Source organism: Pseudomonas sp. RGB (genome assembly GCF_007713445.1).
Taxonomy (GTDB): domain Bacteria; phylum Pseudomonadota; class Gammaproteobacteria; order Pseudomonadales; family Pseudomonadaceae; genus Aquipseudomonas.
The window spans coordinates 194,341-216,274 of the sequence record NZ_VMSH01000009.1; the positions used below are offsets into that span (position 1 = coordinate 194,341).

16 protein-coding genes are annotated in these 21,934 nt (G+C 60.9%); 12 read left to right on the plus strand and 4 right to left on the minus strand.

The annotated features are described in order from the left end of the window. Window positions 1–24: 24 nt before the first annotated feature. A complete protein-coding gene (locus tag FPT15_RS20015) occupies window positions 25–1,254 on the plus strand; it encodes an acyl-CoA dehydrogenase (protein ID WP_145163992.1) in 1,230 nt (409 codons plus the stop codon). A gap of 52 nt (window positions 1,255–1,306) precedes the next feature. Here the strand turns inward: FPT15_RS20015 and FPT15_RS20020 are convergent, their stop codons facing one another. Together FPT15_RS20020 and xthA are read right to left on the minus strand one after the other, a co-directional pair. Next, window positions 1,307–2,632 carry a substrate-binding domain-containing protein gene (locus tag FPT15_RS20020; RefSeq protein WP_145163994.1) on the minus strand — a complete coding sequence of 442 codons (1,326 nt, stop codon included), beginning with the start codon at window positions 2,630–2,632 and terminating at the stop codon, window positions 1,307–1,309. 199 nt (window positions 2,633–2,831) lie between these two features. Beyond that, on the minus strand, window positions 2,832–3,644 hold the full coding sequence (gene xthA / locus FPT15_RS20025) for an exodeoxyribonuclease III (protein WP_145163996.1): 813 nt from the start codon (window positions 3,642–3,644) through the stop codon (window positions 2,832–2,834). Between the two features lie 168 nt (window positions 3,645–3,812). On the opposite strand from xthA, the gene FPT15_RS20030 reads away from it, so the two are divergent. From FPT15_RS20030 to FPT15_RS20060, 7 genes are all read left to right on the plus strand, one after another. Beyond that, window positions 3,813–4,463, plus strand: coding sequence for an N-acetyltransferase (locus FPT15_RS20030; RefSeq protein ID WP_145163998.1), 651 nt, complete (start codon window positions 3,813–3,815; stop codon window positions 4,461–4,463). A gap of 64 nt (window positions 4,464–4,527) precedes the next feature. Next, complete coding sequence (locus FPT15_RS20035; RefSeq protein WP_145164000.1) at window positions 4,528–6,255, plus strand: autotransporter assembly complex family protein; 1,728 nt, start codon at window positions 4,528–4,530, stop codon at window positions 6,253–6,255. After that, window positions 6,255–9,941 (plus strand): translocation/assembly module TamB domain-containing protein, encoded by a 3,687-nt coding sequence (locus FPT15_RS20040; RefSeq protein WP_145164002.1) that lies wholly within the window; start codon window positions 6,255–6,257, stop codon window positions 9,939–9,941. The genes FPT15_RS20035 and FPT15_RS20040 overlap by 1 nt, the downstream gene beginning before the upstream one ends. 236 nt (window positions 9,942–10,177) lie before the next feature. Continuing rightward, window positions 10,178–10,651: a MarR family winged helix-turn-helix transcriptional regulator gene (locus FPT15_RS20045; protein ID WP_145164004.1), complete on the plus strand. Its 474-nt coding sequence runs from the start codon at window positions 10,178–10,180 to the stop codon at window positions 10,649–10,651. Further along, window positions 10,648–12,099 (plus strand): efflux transporter outer membrane subunit, encoded by a 1,452-nt coding sequence (locus tag FPT15_RS20050; protein WP_145164006.1) that lies wholly within the window; start codon window positions 10,648–10,650, stop codon window positions 12,097–12,099. Before FPT15_RS20045 ends, FPT15_RS20050 begins: the two co-directional genes overlap by 4 nt. Window positions 12,100–12,114: 15 nt before the next feature. Further along, a complete protein-coding gene (locus FPT15_RS20055) occupies window positions 12,115–13,338 on the plus strand; it encodes an efflux RND transporter periplasmic adaptor subunit (protein WP_145164008.1) in 1,224 nt (407 codons plus the stop codon). Next, window positions 13,338–14,867 carry a DHA2 family efflux MFS transporter permease subunit gene (locus tag FPT15_RS20060; RefSeq protein ID WP_145164010.1) on the plus strand — a complete coding sequence of 510 codons (1,530 nt, stop codon included), beginning with the start codon at window positions 13,338–13,340 and terminating at the stop codon, window positions 14,865–14,867. Before FPT15_RS20055 ends, FPT15_RS20060 begins: the two co-directional genes overlap by 1 nt. Window positions 14,868–15,000: 133 nt before the next feature. On the opposite strand, the gene lpxH is transcribed toward FPT15_RS20060, so the two are convergent. Next, window positions 15,001–15,750, minus strand: a complete 750-nt coding sequence (lpxH, locus tag FPT15_RS20065; RefSeq protein ID WP_145164012.1) for a UDP-2,3-diacylglucosamine diphosphatase — start codon at window positions 15,748–15,750, stop codon at window positions 15,001–15,003. Beyond that, window positions 15,747–16,250: a peptidylprolyl isomerase gene (locus FPT15_RS20070; protein WP_106578797.1), complete on the minus strand. Its 504-nt coding sequence runs from the start codon at window positions 16,248–16,250 to the stop codon at window positions 15,747–15,749. The genes lpxH and FPT15_RS20070 overlap by 4 nt, the downstream gene beginning before the upstream one ends. A gap of 251 nt (window positions 16,251–16,501) precedes the next feature. On the opposite strand from FPT15_RS20070, the gene FPT15_RS20075 reads away from it, so the two are divergent. From FPT15_RS20075 to FPT15_RS20095, 4 genes are all read left to right on the plus strand, one after another. Beyond that, complete coding sequence (locus tag FPT15_RS20075; RefSeq protein WP_145164014.1) at window positions 16,502–18,202, plus strand: glutamine--tRNA ligase/YqeY domain fusion protein; 1,701 nt, start codon at window positions 16,502–16,504, stop codon at window positions 18,200–18,202. A 15-nt stretch (window positions 18,203–18,217) separates the two neighbouring features. Beyond that, the gene (gene cysS / locus FPT15_RS20080; RefSeq protein WP_145164016.1) at window positions 18,218–19,606 is read left to right on the plus strand and encodes a cysteine--tRNA ligase; all 1,389 of its coding nucleotides are present in this window, start codon (window positions 18,218–18,220) and stop codon (window positions 19,604–19,606) included. A 452-nt stretch (window positions 19,607–20,058) separates the two neighbouring features. Continuing rightward, entirely contained in the window at window positions 20,059–21,150 is a 1,092-nt protein-coding gene (locus FPT15_RS20090) for a hypothetical protein (RefSeq protein WP_256676499.1), read from the plus strand. A 317-nt stretch (window positions 21,151–21,467) separates the two neighbouring features. After that, window positions 21,468–21,926, plus strand: a complete 459-nt coding sequence (locus tag FPT15_RS20095; protein WP_145164020.1) for an HIT family protein — start codon at window positions 21,468–21,470, stop codon at window positions 21,924–21,926. Window positions 21,927–21,934: the final 8 nt, after the last annotated feature.

The following is a 21,934-nucleotide window of genomic DNA, read 5'->3' on the forward strand; positions in this document are numbered from 1 at the left end:
ACCTCTCAGAGAAGGGAGCTGCTCATGGATTTCGCCTATTCGCCCAAGGTTCAGGAACTGCGTGAACGCGTCACCGCATTCATGGACGCTTACGTTTACCCGGCCGAGCCGGTGTTCGAACGCCAGGTCAGCGAAGGCGACCGCTGGCAGCCCACCGCCATCATGGAAGAGTTGAAAGCCAAGGCAAAAGCCGAGGGCCTGTGGAACCTGTTCTTGCCCGAATCCGAACTGGGCGCCGGCCTGACCAACCTCGAATACGCACCACTGGCCGAGATCATGGGCCGCTCGCTGCTGGGCCCGGAGCCGTTCAACTGCTCAGCCCCCGACACCGGCAACATGGAAGTGCTGGTGCGCTACGCCAACGCAGAGCAAAAACAACGCTGGCTCGAGCCGTTGCTGCGCGGCGAGATTCGCTCGGCCTTTGCCATGACCGAACCGGACGTGGCGTCCTCAGACGCCACCAACATGGCCGCCCGTGCCGAGCGCCAGGGCGACGAGTGGGTGATCAACGGCAAAAAATGGTGGACCTCCGGCGCCTGCGATCCGCGCTGCAAGATCTTGATCTTCATGGGCCTGAGCAACCCGGATGCACCGCGTCATCAGCAGCACTCGATGATCCTGGTGCCGGTGGATGCTCCGGGGGTGAAAATCGTGCGCCCATTACCGGTCTTCGGTTACGACGACGCCCCGCACGGTCACGCCGAAGTGCTGTTCGACAACGTGCGCGTGCCGTACGAAAACGTACTGCTCGGCGAAGGTCGCGGCTTCGAAATTGCCCAGGGCCGCCTTGGCCCAGGCCGTATCCACCACTGCATGCGCTCCATCGGCATGGCCGAGCGCGCGCTGGAACTGATGTGCAAACGCTCCGTCAGCCGCACCGCGTTCGGTAAACCATTGGCCCGTCTGGGCGGCAATATCGACAAGATCGCCGACTCACGGATGGAAATCGACATGGCCCGCCTGCTGACCTTGAAAGCGGCGTACATGATGGACACCGTGGGCAACAAAGTTGCGAAAAGCGAAATCGCGCAGATCAAGGTGGTGGCGCCGAACGTGGCGTTGAAAGTGATCGACCGCGCCATCCAGATTCACGGCGGTGCCGGGGTTTCCAACGACTTCCCGCTGGCCTACATGTACGCCATGCAACGCACCTTGCGCCTGGCCGACGGCCCGGATGAAGTGCACCGTGCGGCGATCGGCAAGTTCGAGATCGGCAAGTACGTGCCCAAAGAGCTGATGCGCAGCGGGCAGTAAATGTAGCCAGCGGGGCAAGTCCGCTCGCCACAGCGGGCTTGCTCGCCAGGCGTCAGTGCACCCAAACCTCCACTCGCCGGTTTTTGATCCGCCCCTCGTCCGCCGTGTTCGCCGCCACCGGCATCTGCGCGCCGAAACCGAGAATATCGCGCAGCACCACACCGTTCTTCACCAGTTCGCGGCGCACCGCCATTGCCCGCAACTTCGACAGTAGCGCGGCGCGCTGTGGGTCATTCTTGGCGTCGCCAAACCCTACGAGCGTCACCTGCTTGTGGAGTTTGTCGTGGCTTTTCAGGTACGCCACCACCCGCTGCAAATCCTGGCGCGCCTTGTTGTCGAGGCTGGCGCTGCCCTCTTCGAAGCGAAAGTTCACGCTCAGTCGCTGGGCCTCACGCGCGATGGCTTGATAGTCCGCAGGCATCGACGGGCGCGGCTCCACGCTGATCGCCTGCACCTGCTGCGCGATAAAACCGTTGGCTGCAACAATCGCCTGGCCTTTGCTGCTCTGGGTAAAGTCCACGAGCGCCTTGGCCCACGGGTTGCGGCTCGAGGGCGGCAGGTAAAAGAACAGTCGGCGTGACAGCGGGTAGTCCTCGGTGGCAATCAGGCTGTTCAACGGCAACATCGGTTGTGAGTCGCCATCGACGATTGCCACGGCCTTGGCCTGGCGCACATACGGCAGGCCGATAAAGCCGATGCCCTGAGGGTCCCGGCTTACGGCGTCGGACAGTTGCTCACTGGACTCAAAACGCTTGGCAGGTGCCAGGGGTTTACCGCGCAGGCGTAGCACCAGTTCCTTAAAGGTGTCGTAGGTGCCGGACTGATCATCCCGGGCATACAAATGAATCGGCCCGCCGATGCCGCCCAGTGCCTCCCACGTGTCGACTTCGCCGTTGAAAATCTGCGCCAGTTGCTCGGTGTTCAGGGTATTCAACGGGTTTTGCGGGTTGAGGATAATCGCCAGGCCATCAATGGCGATCACTTGCTCAGCCTCGGGGCTTTTCAGGTCGCCCAAGGGTTCAAGGTCCACCAGTTCGCTGTCCTTGATCGGGCGCGACGACGCGGCGAGGTCGGCGCTGAGGTTTTTCAACGCCGCGAACCCGGTACTGGAACCGTGGGCCGCCACCTCGATGGTGACCGTCCTGCCTTGGCGGGTCTTGCCGATCACGCGCTGTTCATTGGCGCCGTCGCCCGGTTCACTGTGCACCGCCTGCAACCCCTGGTATTGCATCATGCCCATGACCAGCGCGGGCCCGAGCGCGGCGCCGATGGTGTTGGAACCCTGGATGCGCAACGCGGGGCCTTGGTCGGGAACGGGCAGGGCAGCGGCAACTGCGTAGAGGGGCAGGGTCAACAGGAGCAGAACGCGCAGCATCATGCCGGCACCTTCTTAAGCCAAAGGGAGTGCCGGGAGATTAAGTCAGTAAGGTTTCAACGGTGTGACGGGCACACAACCAACCCAAAGGTGGGAGCTGGCTTGCCTGCGATAGCATCAACTCGGTTTAGCTGGAAGACCGAAGTGCCTGCATCGCAGGCAAGCCAGCTCCCACACAAGCCAGCTCCCACATTGAGTCGCGTCAGCTCAGTTCCAGCCAGATCGGCGCGTGGTCGGACGGCTTTTCCAGCGCCCGAAGCTCGTAGTCCACGCCGGCATCCTTGACCCGCGGCACCAGGCCGTTGGACGCCATGATCACGTCAATGCGCAGGCCGCGCTTGGGCTCATCTTCGAACCCACGGCTGCGGTAATCAAACCAACTGAAGCGGTCGGCCACGTCCGGGTTGAGGTGGCGGAAGCTGTCCACCAGGCCCCAGTTTTTCAGGCGGGCCATCCACTCGCGTTCTTCCGGCAAGAAGCTGCATTTGCCGGTTTTCAGCCAGCGTTTGGCGTTGTCGGCGCCGATACCGATGTCGCAGTCTTGCGGGGAGATGTTGATGTCGCCCATCACCACCAAGGCTTGGTCATTGCTGAACTGGCTTTCCAGCAGGTGCTGCAAATCTTCGTAGAAGCGTTTTTTGGCCGGAAACTTGGTCGGGTGGTCGCGGCTTTCGCCCTGGGGGAAGTAGCCGTTCATGATGGTCACGGGGTTGCCGTTTTCATCGGCGAAGGCGCCCCAGATGAAGCGGCGCTGGGCGTCTTCTTCATCGCTGGCAAAACCTTTGTGCACGCTCAGCGCTTCTTTGCGCGAGAGCAGGGCCACGCCGTAATGGCCTTTTTGGCCGTGGTAATAAACGTGGTAGCCCAAGGCCTGCACTTCGGCCAGCGGGAACTGGTCATCATGAACCTTGGTTTCCTGCAGGCCGATCACGTCGGGTTGATGCTTTTCAATCAGCGCCGCCAGCTGATGAGGGCGGGCGCGCAGCCCGTTGATATTGAAGGAGACGATTTTCATGGTCGGCAGTCCAGTCTGGCAAAAGGGCGATGCTAGCCGACAAGTCCGACGGGGGCCAGCGTGGCGGTCGAGCAGATGCCCTGCTAATGTCTGGGAACGACTGGTGCTGCGTAGGTTCGTACCCATAAGAACGCCATCTTCTGAATGGCGCCCAGGGAGATTGACTGTATGCCTGACACTTCGACGGCCCTTGCCGAGATCCGCCTGCTCAACAGCGGCTATTCGCGCGAAGCGCGCTCCATGCTCTACCAGGCTTATCGGCATGAGCCGACGTTCGCCTACATCTTCGAAGCTGAACGCCCAGGCTATGAACAGCGGGTACGCGCCACGGTGCGTGAGCTGGTCAAGCAGCATTTCTTTCAGAAACTGCCCGCCATCGGCCTGTTCGTCAACGACCGGCTGATCGGCATCGCCCTGATTGCGCCACCGCAACGGCGCCTGGGCATTACCGAAAGCTGGGCGTGGCAATTGCGCATGTGGTTGAGCACCGGTGTGCGCGGCACTCGCCGTTACCTGGAATACCATCACGCAGTGCTGGCGTGCCTGCCGACCGAGTCGGTGCACGTACTGCCGTTGTTGGGCATCCACCCGCAATTTCAGGGCAAACACTATGGCGAGCAATTGCTTGAGGCCGTGCACAACTGGTGCGCCGACGACCCGCATTCCTCAGGTGTAGTGCTCGATACCGGCAACTCACGCTACCTGGATTTTTATAAGCGCCAGGGCTATGAGGAAATCGGCGAAGTGGCGATAGGGCCTATCCTGGAGCACGTGTTTTTCCACCCCAATCCGCAGTCGTTACATGTTGCAACGGCTTAATGCAGAATTATTCAGATAATTCCGGGTTCAAAGTCTCTCCCCAGCTCGTGTAGCATCCGCGCCTATGAAGTTTCCAGGAAGATTTACCAGCGGCTTGATTCTGCTGTTCACAAGCTGCGGCGCCTTGGCGCAAAGCGAATTGGACGTGCGGATCAAGCCTACAAACGACGCGTTGAAAGCCAACATCGAAGGCTATATCGGCGGGGTAGGCGATCGTGATGAAGAAGCCCTGCTGCGGTTCAGCCGCGGCGCCGAAGAGCAGGCCCGCAAGGCGGCCCAGGCGCTGGGCTACTATCAGCCGCAAATCGTCAGTGATGTAAAAGGCGGCAAGAATCCACGCCTGATCCTCACCATCGACCCCGGCGAGCCGGTGCATTTGCGCAACGTGACCATTCGGGTTGACGGCCAGGCCGCGAGCCTCAAGGCTTTTCGCGTGCCCGACAGCAGCGACCTCACATCCGGCGCCGTGCTCAACCACGGCCACTACGAAGACGCCAAGCGTCTGATCCAGAACCAGGCCTCGCGCTACGGCTTTTTCAGCGGGCGCTTTACCAGCCAGAAACTCTCGGTTGACCCCAAAGCCGGCGTCGCCGATATCGAACTCATTTACGACAGCGGCCCGCGCTATAGCATGGGCAAGGTCAGCTTCGCTGGCGACACGCCGTTTGATGAAGACCTGCTGCAACGCATGGTGCCGTTCAAAAGCGGCGACCCTTACGACTCCGAGCTGATCGCCGAACTCAACCAGAACCTGCAGGCGAGTGGCTTTTTCGAAGCCGTGCGCGTAGACGGAAGCCCCGCAGCCTCGGCCAACGATGTGATCCCGGTGGCGGTCCAACTGGACACCCGCAAGCCGCGCACCATGGGCCTGGGCCTGGGGTACTCGACCGACGTCGGCCCGCGCGGCAAAGCCAACTGGACGCGTCACTGGGTCAACCCACAAGGTCACAGCTATGGCTGGGAAGCCGAGCTGTCGGCGCCGCGCCAGAACGTCGGCCTGTGGTACGACATCCCGCTGGACCCACCGCTCACCGACAAACTGCGGTTTGCCGGCGGCTACCAGAATGAAGAAATCGCCAATACCGACACCCTGAGTAAATTGCTCACCCTTGGCCCTGAATGGCACAGCAAATTGCCCAGCGGCTGGACGCGGGTCATCTCGCTCAAATACCAGCGCGAAGAATACCGCCTGGGCAATGACTCGGGCCTGAGTAACCTGGTGATGCCGGGGATCAATTATTCCTACCTGCGCAGCGACAACCGCATCGACCCGCACAATGGCTATCGCCTGATGTTTGACGCCAAGGTCGCCAAGGAAGGCCTGGGTTCCGACACCAACCTGCTTTACGGCACCGCCACGATCAAGGGCTTGACCACCTTGTGGGACAACCACCGTTTCCTCGGCCGTGCGCAGTTTGGCGGCAGTGCCACCAATGGCTACAAATCGGTGCCGCCATCGCTGCGCTTTTTTGCCGGTGGTGACCAGAGCGTGCGTGGCTACGAGTACCAGACGTTGTCACCCGAAAACGATCGCGGTGACCGCATCGGCGGCCGCTACATGGTGGCGCTGAGTGCCGAATATCAATATTCCATCGCCGAAAAATGGCGGATCGCGACCTTTGTCGACCAAGGCAACTCTTTCAACAGCCTGGACATGCCGAGCCTGAAAACCGGTGTGGGCGTGGGCGTGCGTTGGGTGTCGCCGGTGGGCCCGATCCGCCTCGACCTGGCCCATGCCCTGGAAGATCCGGGCGGCATTCGTTTGCACTTTTCCATGGGGCCTGAGCTGTGATGCGTGGTTTGAAAATAGCGGGGCTGGCCATCGTGGCAGTCTTCGCCGTGGTGTTACTGGCACTGTGGGCGGTACTCGGCAGCCAAGCGGGCAGCCGCTGGGCCTTGAGCCAGGTGCCCGGATTGACGGTCGAGAATTTCCAGGGGCATTTGGGTGGCCAGTGGCGTGTCGACCACCTGTTGTGGCAGCAAGACACCAGCCGGGTCGAGCTGAATGCGGCGAAGTTCGACTGGTCACCGGCCTGCCTGCTGCGCATGACCCTGTGCATCAACCAGCTGGACGTGGAACAGGTCAGCCTGCAATTCCCACCCAGTACCGATGACAGCAGCAGCGGGCCGATCCAGCTGCCGGAGTTGAAACTGCCGGTGGCGATCCAGTTGGGCGACGTTCGCGTCGGTAGCCTGCTGTTCAATGGCAGCGAAGAGCTCAAGGGCTTGCAGCTCGCGGCGCACTGGACCGCCGCGGGCCTGCAGATCGACTCGGTGCACCTGCAACGCGACGACCTGGTGCTGGACCTGGCCGGTCTGCTGCAACCCACCGGCAACTGGCCGCTGAGCGCCACGGGCAACCTGAGCCTGCCGTACGCGCCCGGCGGCGCGCCGTGGAAGGTTGCGCTCAAGCTCGACGGAGACTTGCTCAAGACCCTCAAGCTCGACGCCGACAGCAGTGGCTACCTGCCCGCCAAACTCAGCGGTGAGCTGCAACCACTGGTGGAGAACTTGCCCGCGCAATTGCACATCAGCGCCGATGGCTTCAAACCCAGCGCCGACTTGCCCGACACCCTGCAACTCAATCAACTGGACCTCACCGCCAAGGGTGACCTGAGCAGCGGTTATCAACTGCTGGGCAAGGCCGTGCTGCCAGCGGAAAAAGGCCCGGTGGACCTGCTGCTGCAGGGCAAGGTTGACGCCAAGGGCGCGCAGATCGCCGGCCTGGATTTGAATGCCGGCGACCAGCAAAGCCTCAAGCTCAGCGCCAATCTGGACTGGCAACAAGGCTTCAGCGCCGACGCCAAGATCGATTGGCTGGATTTTCCCTGGCACCGCCTCTATCCATTGATTGATGAGCCGCAGTTCGCGCTGCATACGCTCAACGGCGAGATTTCCTACAAAGACGGCAATTACCTCGGCAACCTCAAGGCCGACCTCGACGGCCCGGCCGGCAAATTCAATGTGGTCACGCCGTTCAGTGGCGACCTCAAGCAACTCTTCCTGCCCGAACTGAAATTGACGGCCGGCCAAGGCAAGGCTGAAGGCCACCTGAGCCTGCAGTTTGCCGACGGCATTGCCTGGGACACCGCGCTGGACCTGTCGGCGCTGAACCCGGCGTACTGGGTCGCGGAGTTACCCGGCACGTTGGCTGGGCCGCTGCGCAGCAAGGGCGAGTTCAAACAGGAACAACTCAAGCTCAACGCCGACCTCGACCTCAAGGGCCGCTTGCGCGGTCAGACTGCCGTGCTGGCGGCCAAGGCAGACGGCGCAGGCGAGCAATGGACCCTGGCCAACCTGGACATCCGCCTGGGTGATAACCGCATCAATGGCAGCGGCAGCCTGCAGCAACGTGTGGCCGGGCAGATCGACATCAAACTGACGCGCCTGGCCCAGTTGTGGCCGCAACTGCGTGGGCAGATCAACGGGCGCGTCGATGTGGCCGGTACGTTGAAGGCGCCGCAAGGCAAACTCGACCTTAAAGGCCAGCAACTGGCGTTCGCCGACAATCAACTGCAAAACCTCACCCTCAACGCCACACTCGACAACGCCCAGCGCGCGAAGATCGACCTCAAGGGCAGTGGCATTCAGGCCGGCGACACCCAGGTCGGCACCCTGACCGCCAGCGCTCAAGGGGATATCAAAAGCCAGAAAGTCCAGCTGGACCTGGCCGGGCCGCTGGTCAAGCTGGGCCTGGCGCTCGATGGCAACCTCGACAAAGGTAACTGGCGCGGGCGCCTGGCCAGCGGTGACGTTCAAGCCGGTGGCCAGGACTGGAAGCTGCAAGCCCCGGCCAGGATCGAACGCCTGGCGGACGGCAAGCTGACCTTTGCGGCGCATTGCTGGGTGTCCGGCCCTTCCAGCCTGTGCGGTGAAGATCAGCGCCTGATGCCTGAGCCGAAGTTGCGTTACCACCTCAAGCAATTCCCTATCGACAGCCTGGCTGCCTTTCTGCCCAAGGATTTCGCCTGGCAAGGCAAGCTCAACGCCGACGTGCAGCTCGACCTGCCCGCCAGCGGGCCTAAAGGCGTGATCGCGGTGGATGCCAGCGGTGGCACCCTGCGCGTCAAGGACAAGGCTCAGTGGGTGGATTTCCCCTACGACACCCTGAAGCTGGAAACCACCCTCAACCCTAAACGCATCGACACTCAGCTGACCTTCCGTGGCGGCAAGCTCGGCGAGTTGCTGGTGCAGGCGCAGATCAACCCGCTGCCGAAGAACAAGCCGATCACCGGTAATTTCAGCCTCAACGGCCTGGACCTCGCCGTGGCCCGACCGTTTGTGCCGATGGTGGACAAACTCACCGGCAAGCTCAACGGCAACGGGCGTATCTCCGGTGGTTTGCTGGCACCGCAGGTCAACGGCAACGTGAATCTGGTGGGCGGTGAAGTCTCCGGGCCGGAGTTGCCGATCAGCCTTGAAGGCTTGAACGTGCAGGCCCTGATTGCCGGCGAAAGCGTGCAGTTGAATGGTGCGTGGCACAGTGGCAAGGCCGGGCAGGGCAGCCTCAAGGGGCAGATCGACTGGGGCCAGGCGCTGGTGGTGGACCTCAGCCTGCAAGGCGCGCAGTTGCCGGTCACGGTTGAGCCTTACGCCAAGCTGGAAGTGGCGCCGGACCTGAAAATCAGCCTGAAAAACGACAAGCTGGCGATTGCCGGCAAGGTGCACATCCCGCGTGGCGACATCACCGTGCGTGAATTGCCGCCGTCCACCGTCAAGGTCTCCGATGACACCGTGATCGTCGGCAGCCAGACCGAGGAGGGCAAGGCGCCGATGGCGATGGCCATGGACATCGACGTGGTGGTGGGCGAAGACCAGCTCAACTTCGCGGGCTTCGGGCTCACCGCCAAAGTGCAGGGCCATGTGCACATCGGCGACAACATGGACACCCGTGGCGAGCTGTGGCTCAACGATGGCCGCTACCGTGCCTACGGGCAGCGGCTGGACGTGCGCCGCGCGCGGCTGTTGTTTGCAGGGCCATTGGACCAACCGTTCCTGGATGTCGAAGCCGTGCGCGTCGTTACCGAACCGTCCAGAACGGTGACGGCCGGTATTCGCTTGAGCGGCAGTGCCGAACAGCCGACCACGCAGATCTTCTCCGAGCCGACCATGCCTCAGGAGGATGCACTCTCGTATCTGGTGCTGGGGCGTTCGCGCAACAACACCGGCGAAGACAACAACATGCTGGCCGAAGCCGCTTTGGGGCTGGGGTTGATGGGCAGCGCCGGGGTGACCTCGGACATCGCCAACAAGCTGGGTATCCAGGACTTCGACCTCGACACCCAGGGCACCGGCAATAACACCGCCGTGGTGGCCAGCGGCAAGATCACCGAAAAACTCAGCCTGCGGTATGGGGTTGGGGTGTTCGAGCCGGCCAGTACGATTGCCCTGCGCTACCTGCTGAGCAAAAAGGTGTACCTGGAAGTGGCCAGTGGCGTGGCCAGTTCACTGGACATCTTCTACAAGCGCGATTTCTAAACCCTCACGCACAAATACTGTGGGAGCTGGCTTGCCGGCGATGGCGGTCCATCAGTCGATGATTCATTGACTGACAGACCGTCATCGCCGGTAAGCCAGCTCCCACGTTCGTTTGTGGTGCAGCCCACCTGTCGGTCAATTAGCAAGCAAGCTAATAATTCCATTTGACATTCGCTGCCTAAGCAGTAACATCTTGTCATACATTCACTGCCTAGGCAGTAATAAGGTGACTTTCGATGACCCACTTCACCCCTGACAGCTTTCGCAACTGCCACCTCGGCCTGTTGCTGGGCCGCGCCGCGCTGCTCAAGGACCGCATTATCGACACGCATATGGAGCCGCATGGCGTCACCGCCGCGCAGTTCAAGGTGTTGATCATCATTGCCCAGTACGAGGTCGACACGCCCGCCGAGCTGTGTCGCAACCTGTCGCTGGACAGCGGTTCCATGACCCGCATGCTCGACCGCCTGGAGCAAAAGGGCCTGCTGGCGCGCAAGCGTTCCGAGCAGGACCGGCGCCAGGTGCAGCTGGTACTGACCGAAGACGGCCAGCGCCTGGCAGACATGCTGCCGCACATCGGCGCGCAGGCGATGAATGAGCTGGCCGGCGCCCTGCAGCCCGGCGAGTTGCAAACCCTGGAAAAAATCCTCACGAAAATTCTGATAGCTGCCGGTGACGCCATCGTCATCCAGCGGGTAGGTAATCAATGAACACACGCGCACTTAGCCTGGTGCTGGTGGCGATGAGCATGGCCGGTTGTGCCAACTTCAGCGGCCTCGACACTCAGGGCCAACGCCTCGACGCCAACACGTTGCAAACCGGCAAGTCCCTCAGTGGCGTGACCTTGTCGAGCGCCGCATGGCCGACGGCCGATTGGTGGAAGAGCCTTGGCGACCCGCAGCTGGACGGCTTGATCCATGAAGCCCTGCAAAACAGCCCTGACATGCAAGTCGCCAGCGCCCGTGCCCACCAGGCGCAAGCCGCTGCCTACGCCGCCGATGCCGCCCGCATGCCGACCCTGGATGCCAGCGCCGGCGTGAGCCGTTCGCGCCTGGCCAAGGATCAGGACCCGCTGGGGCAGGGCGATGCCTACGCCACCGTGCGTAACATCGGCGCCAGCTTCAACTACAACTTTGACCTGTGGGGTGGCCAGCGCGCCGCCTGGGAAGCCGCGTTGGGCCAGGCGCGTGCCGCCGAAGTCGATCAGCAAGCCGCGCGCCTGACCCTGGCCGCTAACGTGGCCAAGGCCTACAGCGACCTGGGCCAGGCGCACATCGTGCGAGACCTGGCCGCCGACGACCTCAAGCGCACCCGTCAGATGCTCGACCTGAGCAAGCGCCGCCTGAGTTCCGGCATCGACAGCCAGTACCAGTACCAGCAGACCGAAAGCCTGGAAGCCAGCTCTGAGTCGCAATTGATCGATGCAGAAAAACAGCTGCAAAGCGCCAAGATCGCCCTGGCCGTATTGCTCGGTAAAGGCCCCGACCGTGGCAGCGAGCTGACCCGCCCGAACGTGCTCAAACCCAGCGCCGTTGCCGTGCCTTCTGTGCTGCCGGCCGAGTTGCTGGGCCGTCGCCCGGACTTGATCGCCGCACGTTGGCGCGTCGAGGCAGCAAGCAAGAATGTCGCCGCGAGCAAGACCCGTTTCTACCCCAACCTCAACCTGAGCGCGAGCGCCGGGGCCGAGTCGTTGTTGGGCGACGCGATGTTTGGCTCGGCCAGCCGTTTCTTCAGCATTGCGCCGACCGTCTCGTTGCCGATCTTCGACGGCGGCCGCCTGCGCGCCGACCTCGATGCCCGCGACGCCGATTACGACCTGGCGGTGGCCCAGTACAACAAAACCCTGGTGCAAGCCTTGGGCGATATTGGCAACACCCTTTCGCAATTGCGCGATACCGGTCGGCAGATCCAGGCCCAGCAACACGCCGCGGACATTGCCCAGCAGTCTTACGACACCGGGGTTCAGCGCTACAGCTCGGGGATCGGGAATTACCTGGATGTACTCAGCATCGAGCAGCAATTGCTGCAGGCCCAGCGTCAGTTGGCGGCCTTGAATGCTGCGCAGATCGATCTGTCGATTCAATTGATGCAAGCCCTGGGTGGCGGGTACAACGCCGATAACGTGGCCGCAACCACCCCAGCTACACGCACGGAATAATTTGAGGTATTTGTCATGGCCACTGCCGAAAGCAACAACGCAACAGAGCAACCCAAAGAGCAGCAGAAAGAGCAGCAGAAAGACAGCAACCCACGCAAACGCAAAATCATGCTGATCGGCCTGGCGCTGATCGTGATTCTTGGCGTGATCGGCGTGTGGGCCTGGTATGAGCTTTACGGGCGCTTCAACGAAAGCACCGACGATGCCTATGTGAACGGCAACGTGGTGGAAATCACCCCGCTGGTCACCGGCACTGTGGTCAGCATCGGCGCCGACGACGGCGACCTGGTCCACGAAGGCCAGGTGCTGATCAACTTCGACCCCAATGACGCCGCTGTCGGCCTGCAAAGTGCCCAGGCCAACCTCGCGCGCACCGTGCGCCAGGTGCGGGGCTTGTACAGCAACGTTGATGGCATGAAAGCCCAGGTGCTGGCGCAGCAAGCCAACGTGCAGAAGGCCCAGGACAATTACAACCGTCGTAAGAACCTTGCCGCCGGCGGCGCGATCTCCCAGGAAGAACTGTCCCACGCCCGTGACGACCTGACCTCGGCGCAAAGCGCCCTGGCCAACGTGCAGCAACAGTTCAAGACCTCCAGCGCGCTGGTGGACGACACGGTGATTTCGTCCCACCCGGACGTGCAGGCCGCCGCCGCGCAACTGCGCCAGGCGTACTTGACCAACGCCCGCAGCACCTTGATTGCACCGGTAACCGGCTATGTGGCCAAGCGCACGGTGCAATTGGGTCAGCGCGTGCAGCCGGGTACCGCGTTGATGGCGGTGATCCCGCTGAACCAGTTGTGGATCGACGCCAACTTCAAGGAAACCCAGCTGCGCGATATGCGTATCGGCCAGCCGGTGGACATCGAGTCGGATATCTACGGCAGTGACGTGAAGTACAGCGGCACCGTGGACAGCCTGGGCGCCGGTACCGGCAGCGCGTTTGCCTTGCTGCCGGCGCAGAACGCCACCGGTAACTGGATCAAGATCGTGCAACGGGTGCCCGTGCGTATTCATATCAACGCCGACGAGCTGGCCAAGCACCCGCTGCGTGTGGGCTTGAGCACCGTGGTCAACGTGGACCTGCACGACAAGAGCGGCCCGGTACTGGCGCAACAGGCGCCGCAAAAGGCCTCGTTCACCACCAACGTGTATGACCGCCAATTGGCCGAAGCCGATGCCATGATCACTCAGCTGATCCATGACAACAGCCTCGCCGCGCCCAAGGCTGTGCAACGCTGATGAGCAATAACGCCTCGTTCACGCCACCCAGCCTGTTGATGGCCACTATTGGCCTGTCGCTGGCGACCTTTATGCAGGTGCTCGACACCACGATCGCCAACGTGGCCTTGCCGACCATTTCCGGCAACCTCGGCGTGAGTTCGGAGCAGGGCACCTGGGTGATCACCTCGTTTGCGGTGAGCAACGCGATTGCCTTGCCGCTGACCGGCTGGTTGAGCCGGCGCTTTGGCGAGGTGAAGCTGTTTTTGTGGGCGACCATCCTGTTTGTGCTGGCCTCGTTCCTCTGCGGTATTTCCACCTCGATGCCTGAGCTGATCGGCTTTCGGGTGCTGCAGGGCCTGGTGGCCGGGCCGCTGTACCCGATGACTCAAACGTTGCTGATCGCGGTCTACCCGCCGGCGAGGCGCGGCATGGCCCTGGCGCTGCTGGCGATGGTCACGGTGGTGGCGCCGATTGCCGGCCCGATCCTCGGCGGCTGGATTACCGACAGCTACAGCTGGCCGTGGATCTTCTTTATCAACGTGCCCATCGGCATCTTCGCGGTGCTGGTGGTGCGTTCGCAGTTGAAGAAACGTCCGGTGGTCACCAGTTACCAGCCGATGGATTACGTCGGGCTGCTGAGCCTGATCGTCGGTGTTGGCGCGCTGCAGATCATCCTCGACAAGGGCAATGACCTGGACTGGTTCGAATCCAACTTCATCATCGTTGGTGCCGTGATTTCGGCGATAGCCCTGGCGGTGTTCGTCATCTGGGAAATGACCGACAAGCACCCGGTGGTCAACCTGCGGTTGTTTGCCTACCGCAACTTCCGCATCGGCACCATTGTGCTGGTGCTCGGTTATGCGGGGTTCTTCGGCATCAACCTGATCCTGCCGCAATGGCTGCAAACCCAGATGGGCTACACCGCCACTTGGGCGGGCCTGGCGGTGGCGCCGATCGGCATTCTGCCGGTGCTGATGTCGCCGTTTGTGGGCAAGTACGCGCACAAGTTCGACCTGCGCTTGCTGGCGGGCCTGGCATTTTTGGCAATTGGCCTGAGCTGCTTCATGCGTGCCGGTTTCACCAATGAGGTGGACTTCACCCACATCGCCCTGGTGCAGCTGTTCATGGGCATTGGCGTGGCGCTGTTCTTCATGCCGACCTTGAGCATCCTGATGTCCGACCTGCCGCCGGCGCAAATCGCCGACGGCGCGGGCCTGGCGACCTTCCTGCGGACCCTGGGCGGCAGTTTTGCGGCCTCGCTGACCACCTGGATCTGGATTCGCCGCGCCGACCAGCACCATGCGTACATGAGCGAGAACATGACCACCTACGACTCGGCAACCCGTGATGCCTTGCAGGCACTCGGCGGGGCAGGGCACAAGGCCTATGCGCAGCTGGACCAGATCCTCACCAGCCAGGCGTACATGATGTCCACCGTGGATTACTTCACGCTGCTGGGGTGGATGTTCATGGGCTTGATCGTGATTGTGTGGCTGGCGAAACCGCCGTTTGCGGCGAAGGCCGGGCCGGAGGCTTCGGGGCACTGATCGAAAGACCGAACTCGGTCAATGTGGGAGCTGGCTTGCCTGCGATGCAGGCACCTCGGTACATCAGATACATCGAGGTGATGCTATCGCAGGCAAGCCAGCTCCCACATTTGAGGGGTGTTGTGTCTGAGAATCAGGCGCCAGGCAGCGCCAGCTGTGGATTGACGAAGTCAAACGCCGCCAACGCAAACCCTTGCTCGTCTACCTGCAACGCCCAGCCCTGCTTGTCCCAATCCCCCAGCACAATGCGCTTGGCCGCCTGATCACCAATCTGCAACTTGTGGATCGCTGGGCGGTGCGTGTGGCCGTGGACCAGGGTGCGCACGCCAAATTGCTGCATCACCCGCGGCACTTCCTCGGGCGTCACATCGACAATGTCGTTGGCTTTCATGCGTGTCTGCGCGCGGCTTTCACTGCGCAGCTTGCGCGCCAGCTTGTGGCGGGTGCGCAATGGCAGGTGCCGCAGGATAAACAGCACAATCGGGTTACGCAGGATGCGCCGCAGCTTCATGTAGCCAACGTCGCGGGTGCAAAGACTGTCGCCGTGCATCAACAGCACAGGCTCGCCGTAGAACTGCACGACACTCGGGTCCTTGAGCAAGGTGGCGCCTGCAGCTTTGCAGAACGCCTTGCCGATCAGGAAGTCACGGTTGCCGTGCATGATGAAAATCGGGGTGCCGCTGTCGCTCAGCTCACGCAGGGCCGCGCAAATCGAACGCTGGAACGGTGTCATGCCATCGTCGCCAATCCAGGCTTCAAAGAAGTCGCCCAGAATGTACAACGCCTGGGCGCCACGGGCGCGCCCGTGGAGCAAATCCAGAAACGCCCGGGTGATGTCCGGGCGGTCCTCTTCCAGATGCAAATCTGAAATCAGCAATATCACCCAACGATCTCGGCTTTCTCGACGATAACGTCTTCTACCGGAACGTCCTGGTGACCGGCTTTACCGGTGGTCTGCACGGCTTTGATCTTGTCGACGACGTCCTGGCCTTCGGTCACTTTACCGAATACCGCGTAGCCCCAACCCTGCACGTTCTTGCCGCTGTGGTTCAGGAAGGCGTTGTCGGCGACGTTGATGAAGAACTGCGCGGAGGCCGAATGCGGCTCCATGGTACGGGCCATGGCGACGGTGTACTTGTCGTTGGAAAGGCCGTTGTCCGCTTCGTTCTGGATGCTTGGGCGCTTGTCTTTCTTTTCTTTCATGCCAGGCTCGAAACCGCCGCCCTGGACCATGAAGTTGCCGATGACACGGTGGAAAACGGTGTTTTCGTAGTGGCCGGCTTTAACGTATTCGATGAAGTTGGCGACGGTGATCGGCGCTTTCTCGGCGTTCAGCTCGATGACGATGTCACCGTGGTTGGTGGTCAGTTTGACTTGAGTCATGTTCACTACTCTTTTCAGGGAATTCGTGGGTTTGGACGCCTGAGCGCCTTACCTGATTGGCTAAACAGAGGCCAAGGCGCGCAGTTTAGCGTGACCTGCAGGAATTTCGAGGTGGTTTTTTACCGCCGATGCATTAAATGCAGCAGTTTTCGACCACGCTCTGTCAGCGGCTTGACAGCTTCGGCTATCATAAGCCCTTTGTTTTATCGGCCCCTACTTCTGGCCAAGCACTTCGTCTGTTCAAGGATCCTATGAGCAAGCCCACTGTCGACCCTACCTCGAATTCCAAGGCCGGACCTGCCGTCCCGGTCAATTTCCTGCGCCCGATCATCCAGGCGGACCTGGATTCGGGCAAGCACACGCAGATCGTCACCCGTTTCCCGCCTGAGCCCAACGGTTACCTGCACATCGGCCACGCCAAGTCGATCTGTGTGAACTTCGGCCTGGCCCAGGAGTTCGGTGGCGTCACGCACCTGCGTTTCGACGACACCAACCCGGCCAAGGAAGACCAGGAATACATCGACGCCATCGAAAGCGACATCAAGTGGCTGGGTTTCGAGTGGTCCGGTGAAGTGCGCTACGCCTCCAAGTATTTCGACCAGTTGTTCGACTGGGCCGTCGAGCTCATCAAGGCCGGCAAGGCTTACGTCGACGACCTGACCCCGGAGCAAGCCAAGGAATACCGTGGCAGCCTGACCGAGCCGGGCAAGAACAGCCCGTTCCGCGACCGTTCGGTCGAAGAGAACCTGGACTGGTTCAACCGCATGCGCGCCGGTGAGTTCCCGGACGGCGCCCGCGTGCTGCGTGCCAAGATCGACATGGCCTCGCCGAACATGAACCTGCGCGACCCGATCATGTACCGCATCCGCCATGCCCACCACCACCAGACCGGTGACAAGTGGTGCATCTACCCGAACTATGACTTCACCCACGGTCAGTCGGACGCCATCGAAGGCATCACCCACTCGATCTGCACCCTGGAGTTCGAAAGCCATCGCCCGCTGTACGAGTGGTTCCTCGACAGCCTGCCGGTGCCGGCGCACCCGCGTCAGTACGAATTCAGCCGCCTGAACCTGAACTACACCATCACCAGCAAGCGCAAGCTCAAGCAGCTGGTTGATGAAAAGCACGTGCATGGCTGGGACGACCCACGCATGTCGACGCTGTCGGGCTTCCGTCGTCGCGGTTACACCCCGGCGTCGATCCGTAATTTCTGCGAGATGGTCGGCACCAACCGCTCCGACGGCGTGGTCGACTACGGCATGCTCGAATTCAGCATCCGTCAGGACCTCGACGCCAACGCACCGCGCGCCATGTGCGTGCTGCGTCCGTTGAAAGTGGTGATCACCAATTACCCGGAAGACAAGGTCGAGAACCTCGAACTGCCGCGTCATCCGCAAAAAGAAGAACTCGGCGTGCGCAAGCTGCCGTTCGCGCGTGAGATCTACATCGACCGTGATGACTTCATGGAAGAGCCGCCAAAGGGCTACAAGCGCCTGGAGCCGAATGGCGAAGTGCGTCTGCGCGGCAGCTACGTGATCCGCGCCGATGAAGCGATCAAGGACGCCGATGGCAACATCGTCGAACTGCGTTGCTCCTACGACCCCGAAACCCTGGGCAAGAACCCTGAGGGCCGCAAGGTCAAAGGCGTGGTCCACTGGGTGCCGGCGGCTGCCAGCATCGAGTGCGAAGTGCGTTTGTACGATCGTCTGTTCCGTTCGCCGAACCCTGAAAAGGCTGAAGACAGCGCGAGCTTCCTGGACAACATCAACCCTGATTCCCTGCAAGTGCTCACCGGTTGTCGTGCCGAGCCATCGCTTGGCGACGCACAGCCGGAAGACCGTTTCCAGTTCGAGCGCGAAGGTTACTTCTGCGCAGATATCAAGGACTCGAAACCTGGTCAGCCGGTATTCAACCGTACCGTGACCTTGCGTGATTCGTGGGGCCAGTGATTTAAGGGAGTTGTCGTGTTAACGATCTACAACACACTCAGCAAGACCAAAGAAGTCTTCAAGCCGCTGGATGGCAACAAGGTGCGCATGTACGTGTGCGGCATGACCGTGTACGACTACTGCCACATCGGCCACGGCCGCAGCATGGTTGCCTTCGACCTGGTGACCCGCTGGTTGCGTTTCAGCGGCTATGACTTGACCTATGTGCGCAACATCACCGACATCGACGACAAGATCATCAACCGTGCCAACGAAAACGGCGAGTCGTTTGACGCGCTGACCGAACGCATGATTGCTGCCATGCACGAGGACGAGGCGCGCCTCAACATCCTCAAGCCGGACATGGAGCCGCGCGCCACGGATCACATCCCGGGCATGCATGCGATGATCCAGACCCTGATCGACAAGGGTTATGCCTACGCCCCGGGCAATGGCGACGTGTACTACCGCGTTGCCAAGTTCATGGGCTACGGCAAGCTGTCGCGCAAGAAAATCGAAGACCTGCGCATCGGCGCGCGCATCGAAGTCGACGAAGCCAAGCAAGACCCGCTCGACTTCGTGCTGTGGAAAGGCACCAAGCCCGGCGAGCCGAGCTGGGAGTCGCCATGGGGCGCCGGGCGTCCGGGCTGGCACATCGAGTGCTCGGTGATGTCCACCTGCTGCCTGGGCGAGACTTTCGACATTCATGGCGGCGGCAGCGATCTTGAGTTCCCGCACCACGAAAACGAAATCGCCCAAAGCGAAGCCGCCACCGGCAAGACGTACGCCAACGCCTGGATGCACTGCGGCATGATCCGCATCAATGGCGAGAAGATGTCCAAGTCCTTGAACAACTTCTTCACCATTCGCGACGTGCTGGAAAAGTACCACCCGGAAGTGGTGCGTTACCTGCTGGTGTCCAGCCACTACCGCAGCGCCATCAACTACTCGGAAGACAACCTCAAGGACGCCAAGGGCGCCCTGGAGCGTTTCTACCACGCGTTGAAAGGCCTGCCAGCCGTGGCGCCTGCCGGCGGCGAAGCGTTCGTGGCACGGTTTACCGAAGTGATGAACGACGACTTCGGCACGCCGGAAGCCTGTGCGGTGCTGTTCGAGATGGTGCGTGAGATCAACCGCTTGCGCGAGACCGATCTGGATGCAGCGGCCGGGCTGGCTGCACGCTTGAAGGAGCTGGCCAGCGTGCTGGGTGTGCTGCAGATGGAAGCCGATGACTTCCTGCAAGCCGGCGCTGAAGGGCGTGTGGACGCGGCGCAAGTTGATGCGCTGATTCAGGCGCGTCTGGCTGCGCGGGCTAACAAAGACTGGGCCGAGTCCGACCGTATCCGTGACCAACTGACCGCGATGGGTGTGGTGTTGGAAGACGGCAAGGGCGGGACGACGTGGCGGTTGGCTGATCAAGCTTGATCGGTAACGCTGAATGAAAAACGCCCCGACTGGTTCGGGGCGTTTTTTTTGCACATCGTTTCAATGGCTCACTCGATCCAGTGTGGGAGCGGGCTTGCTCGCGAATGCGGTGCCTCAGCCAATGAATCTGGCGACTGACCCACCGCCTTCGCGAGCAAGCCCGCTCCCACAATTCGACCGATTTAAGCTTCCACGATTTGGTCGGCTGCAATGCCGCCTGGGTTTTGCTTTTCTGTGGGAGCTGGCTTGCCTGCGATGCAGACGCCTCGGTGCATCAGCGTTACCCAGGCAATGCTATCGAAGGGCACGCCAGCGCTTCCTCGAATTGTCGTTGAAAGTTCTGCGATGGACAGGGCAGCGAGCCTACATAGGGTATGGAACTGTCCGCATCCGACTTACCACTGAGCGGGTGAGAGCCCTGCGGGCTTTTCACTTAATCGGGAGCGTTGCAGATGTGGAATTCAGGGGCGGCAGGGACGGGAGGTGTGGGCGCCGGGTATGCGCCAAATGGGTTGCGACCCAGGGCGGTTTCCGTTGCGCCTGCGGCCGAAGTGGTTGCGGTCAAACAGCAGCTCAATGAGTTATTTGATGCGACAGGTTCCAAGGCACAAATGGCTCAACGGTTATCTTTCAATTTGAAGGCGCTTTTGGAAACGGTGGACAGCGGTACGTTCAAGAACGATCTCCACAAGCTGATTCAAACCTTGGACGTCTACATAGCCTCCCAAGCGGCAGTTTTTCAGTCTATACAGCACCTGTTCCCGGATGCGGGGCGAGAGTCTCTGTCCAGCCGGTCGCATGACACTGGCCACCCCCTTGCACATAACGGACCTGGGCTTCGTCATCCGCGGCAGGTAAGTCATAACACTCCCACTCAGAGGATGAGTCTTGATGACCTCTACACCGACAGGAGTAACCCTGGCAGAAGACCTGGCGTGGGTAATGAAACCGGCAATATCTGGAGTGGTTTCAAGCAGGGGCCAAATAAAAGCAATTGCACGACGGTGGCAGCCATAAAGGTCGCAATGATGAAGTTTGGCCAGAAGCCGACCGATATTTACAAGCAGGTAATCGCAGCGGGTGATGGCTGGAACATACAGATGCGGGATGACCGCTGGTACCACCTGTCCAAAGATGAGCTGGCGCAGGCAACCTATAGATCTGAGTTCAGTGGCGATAATCCGGCGATGGTGGCAGATGCTAATTTTCTGTATGCCGTGAGTGCTAAACGGGCGCAAATGGAGAATAACGACGGTTATGCCGCGCGAGGTTTCGAGAGCGCGTTATACAGCATCAATGACGGTGAGCCCTTTGGTCACAATTACAATGGGTTCGTGCGCCTGGGCCTGAGTGCCCACATCCAAAAAACCACTGTTGAAAACTTGGCGCGTGGGCAACTGGGTCTTGTGACTCATGGCGTTCCGGTTAACGGTCAAATGGTGGGCCATTCGCTTGCAGTGATCAATGGGCGAGAGGAAGTGTGGGGTAGGCAAGGCGGGAGTCCACCGACTGACATCTACGCCAACGCGGTGACCTTGGTTTGACGTGTGATTGGGGCTGTTGATTGGCCCCTTTACCGTCCCAGAGCACCTTGCCAAACCCATTCTGCGACGCATACGTGCCGACATGGCGCAGTTCACGCTCACTACCAATCTGGCTGAACAAGGGAATCCCTTGTCCCAACAGCACCGGGATACGGGTGATGATCAGCTCATCGATCAGGGCGGCCCATCACCGTGGCGTTTCTGATCTCAATTTCGTAAGAGCTTTCGGAAAATTGTCTTTTGTTTTGACGCTCGTCCATTCATGGCTTTAGATGATCGCCACGACCAAACCCATGATGAAACTGGCGGTGATTTGAATGGATTGTATTTTTTGCAGCATTGTCCGAAAGACCTCTCCAGCCCACATTCTGTGGGAGGACGAACACCATATGGCGTTCCTGTCGATCTTCCCCAACACGCCGGGTTTCAGCGTGGTGATCCCCAAGCAACATTACGGCAGTTATGCGTTTGCGCAGTCGGATAAGGTGCTGGCCGACCTTGTTGTCGCCACCAAAAAAACCGCATTGCAGATTGACCGGGCGTTTCCGGATGTGGCGCGCACCGGGATGATGCTGGAAGGGTATGGGGTGGATCACCTGCATGCGAAGCTGTTTCCCATGCATGGCACGGGCTCGGACAGTGCGTTCAAGCCGTTGAGTTCGAAGGTGGACAAGTTCTTCGAGGCGTATGAGGGCTATATCTCGTCCCACGATCATGTACGGGCGGATGATGCTGAGTTGGCAGAGCTGGCGGCCAGAATCCGATCTTTCGCCTAGCGCAAATC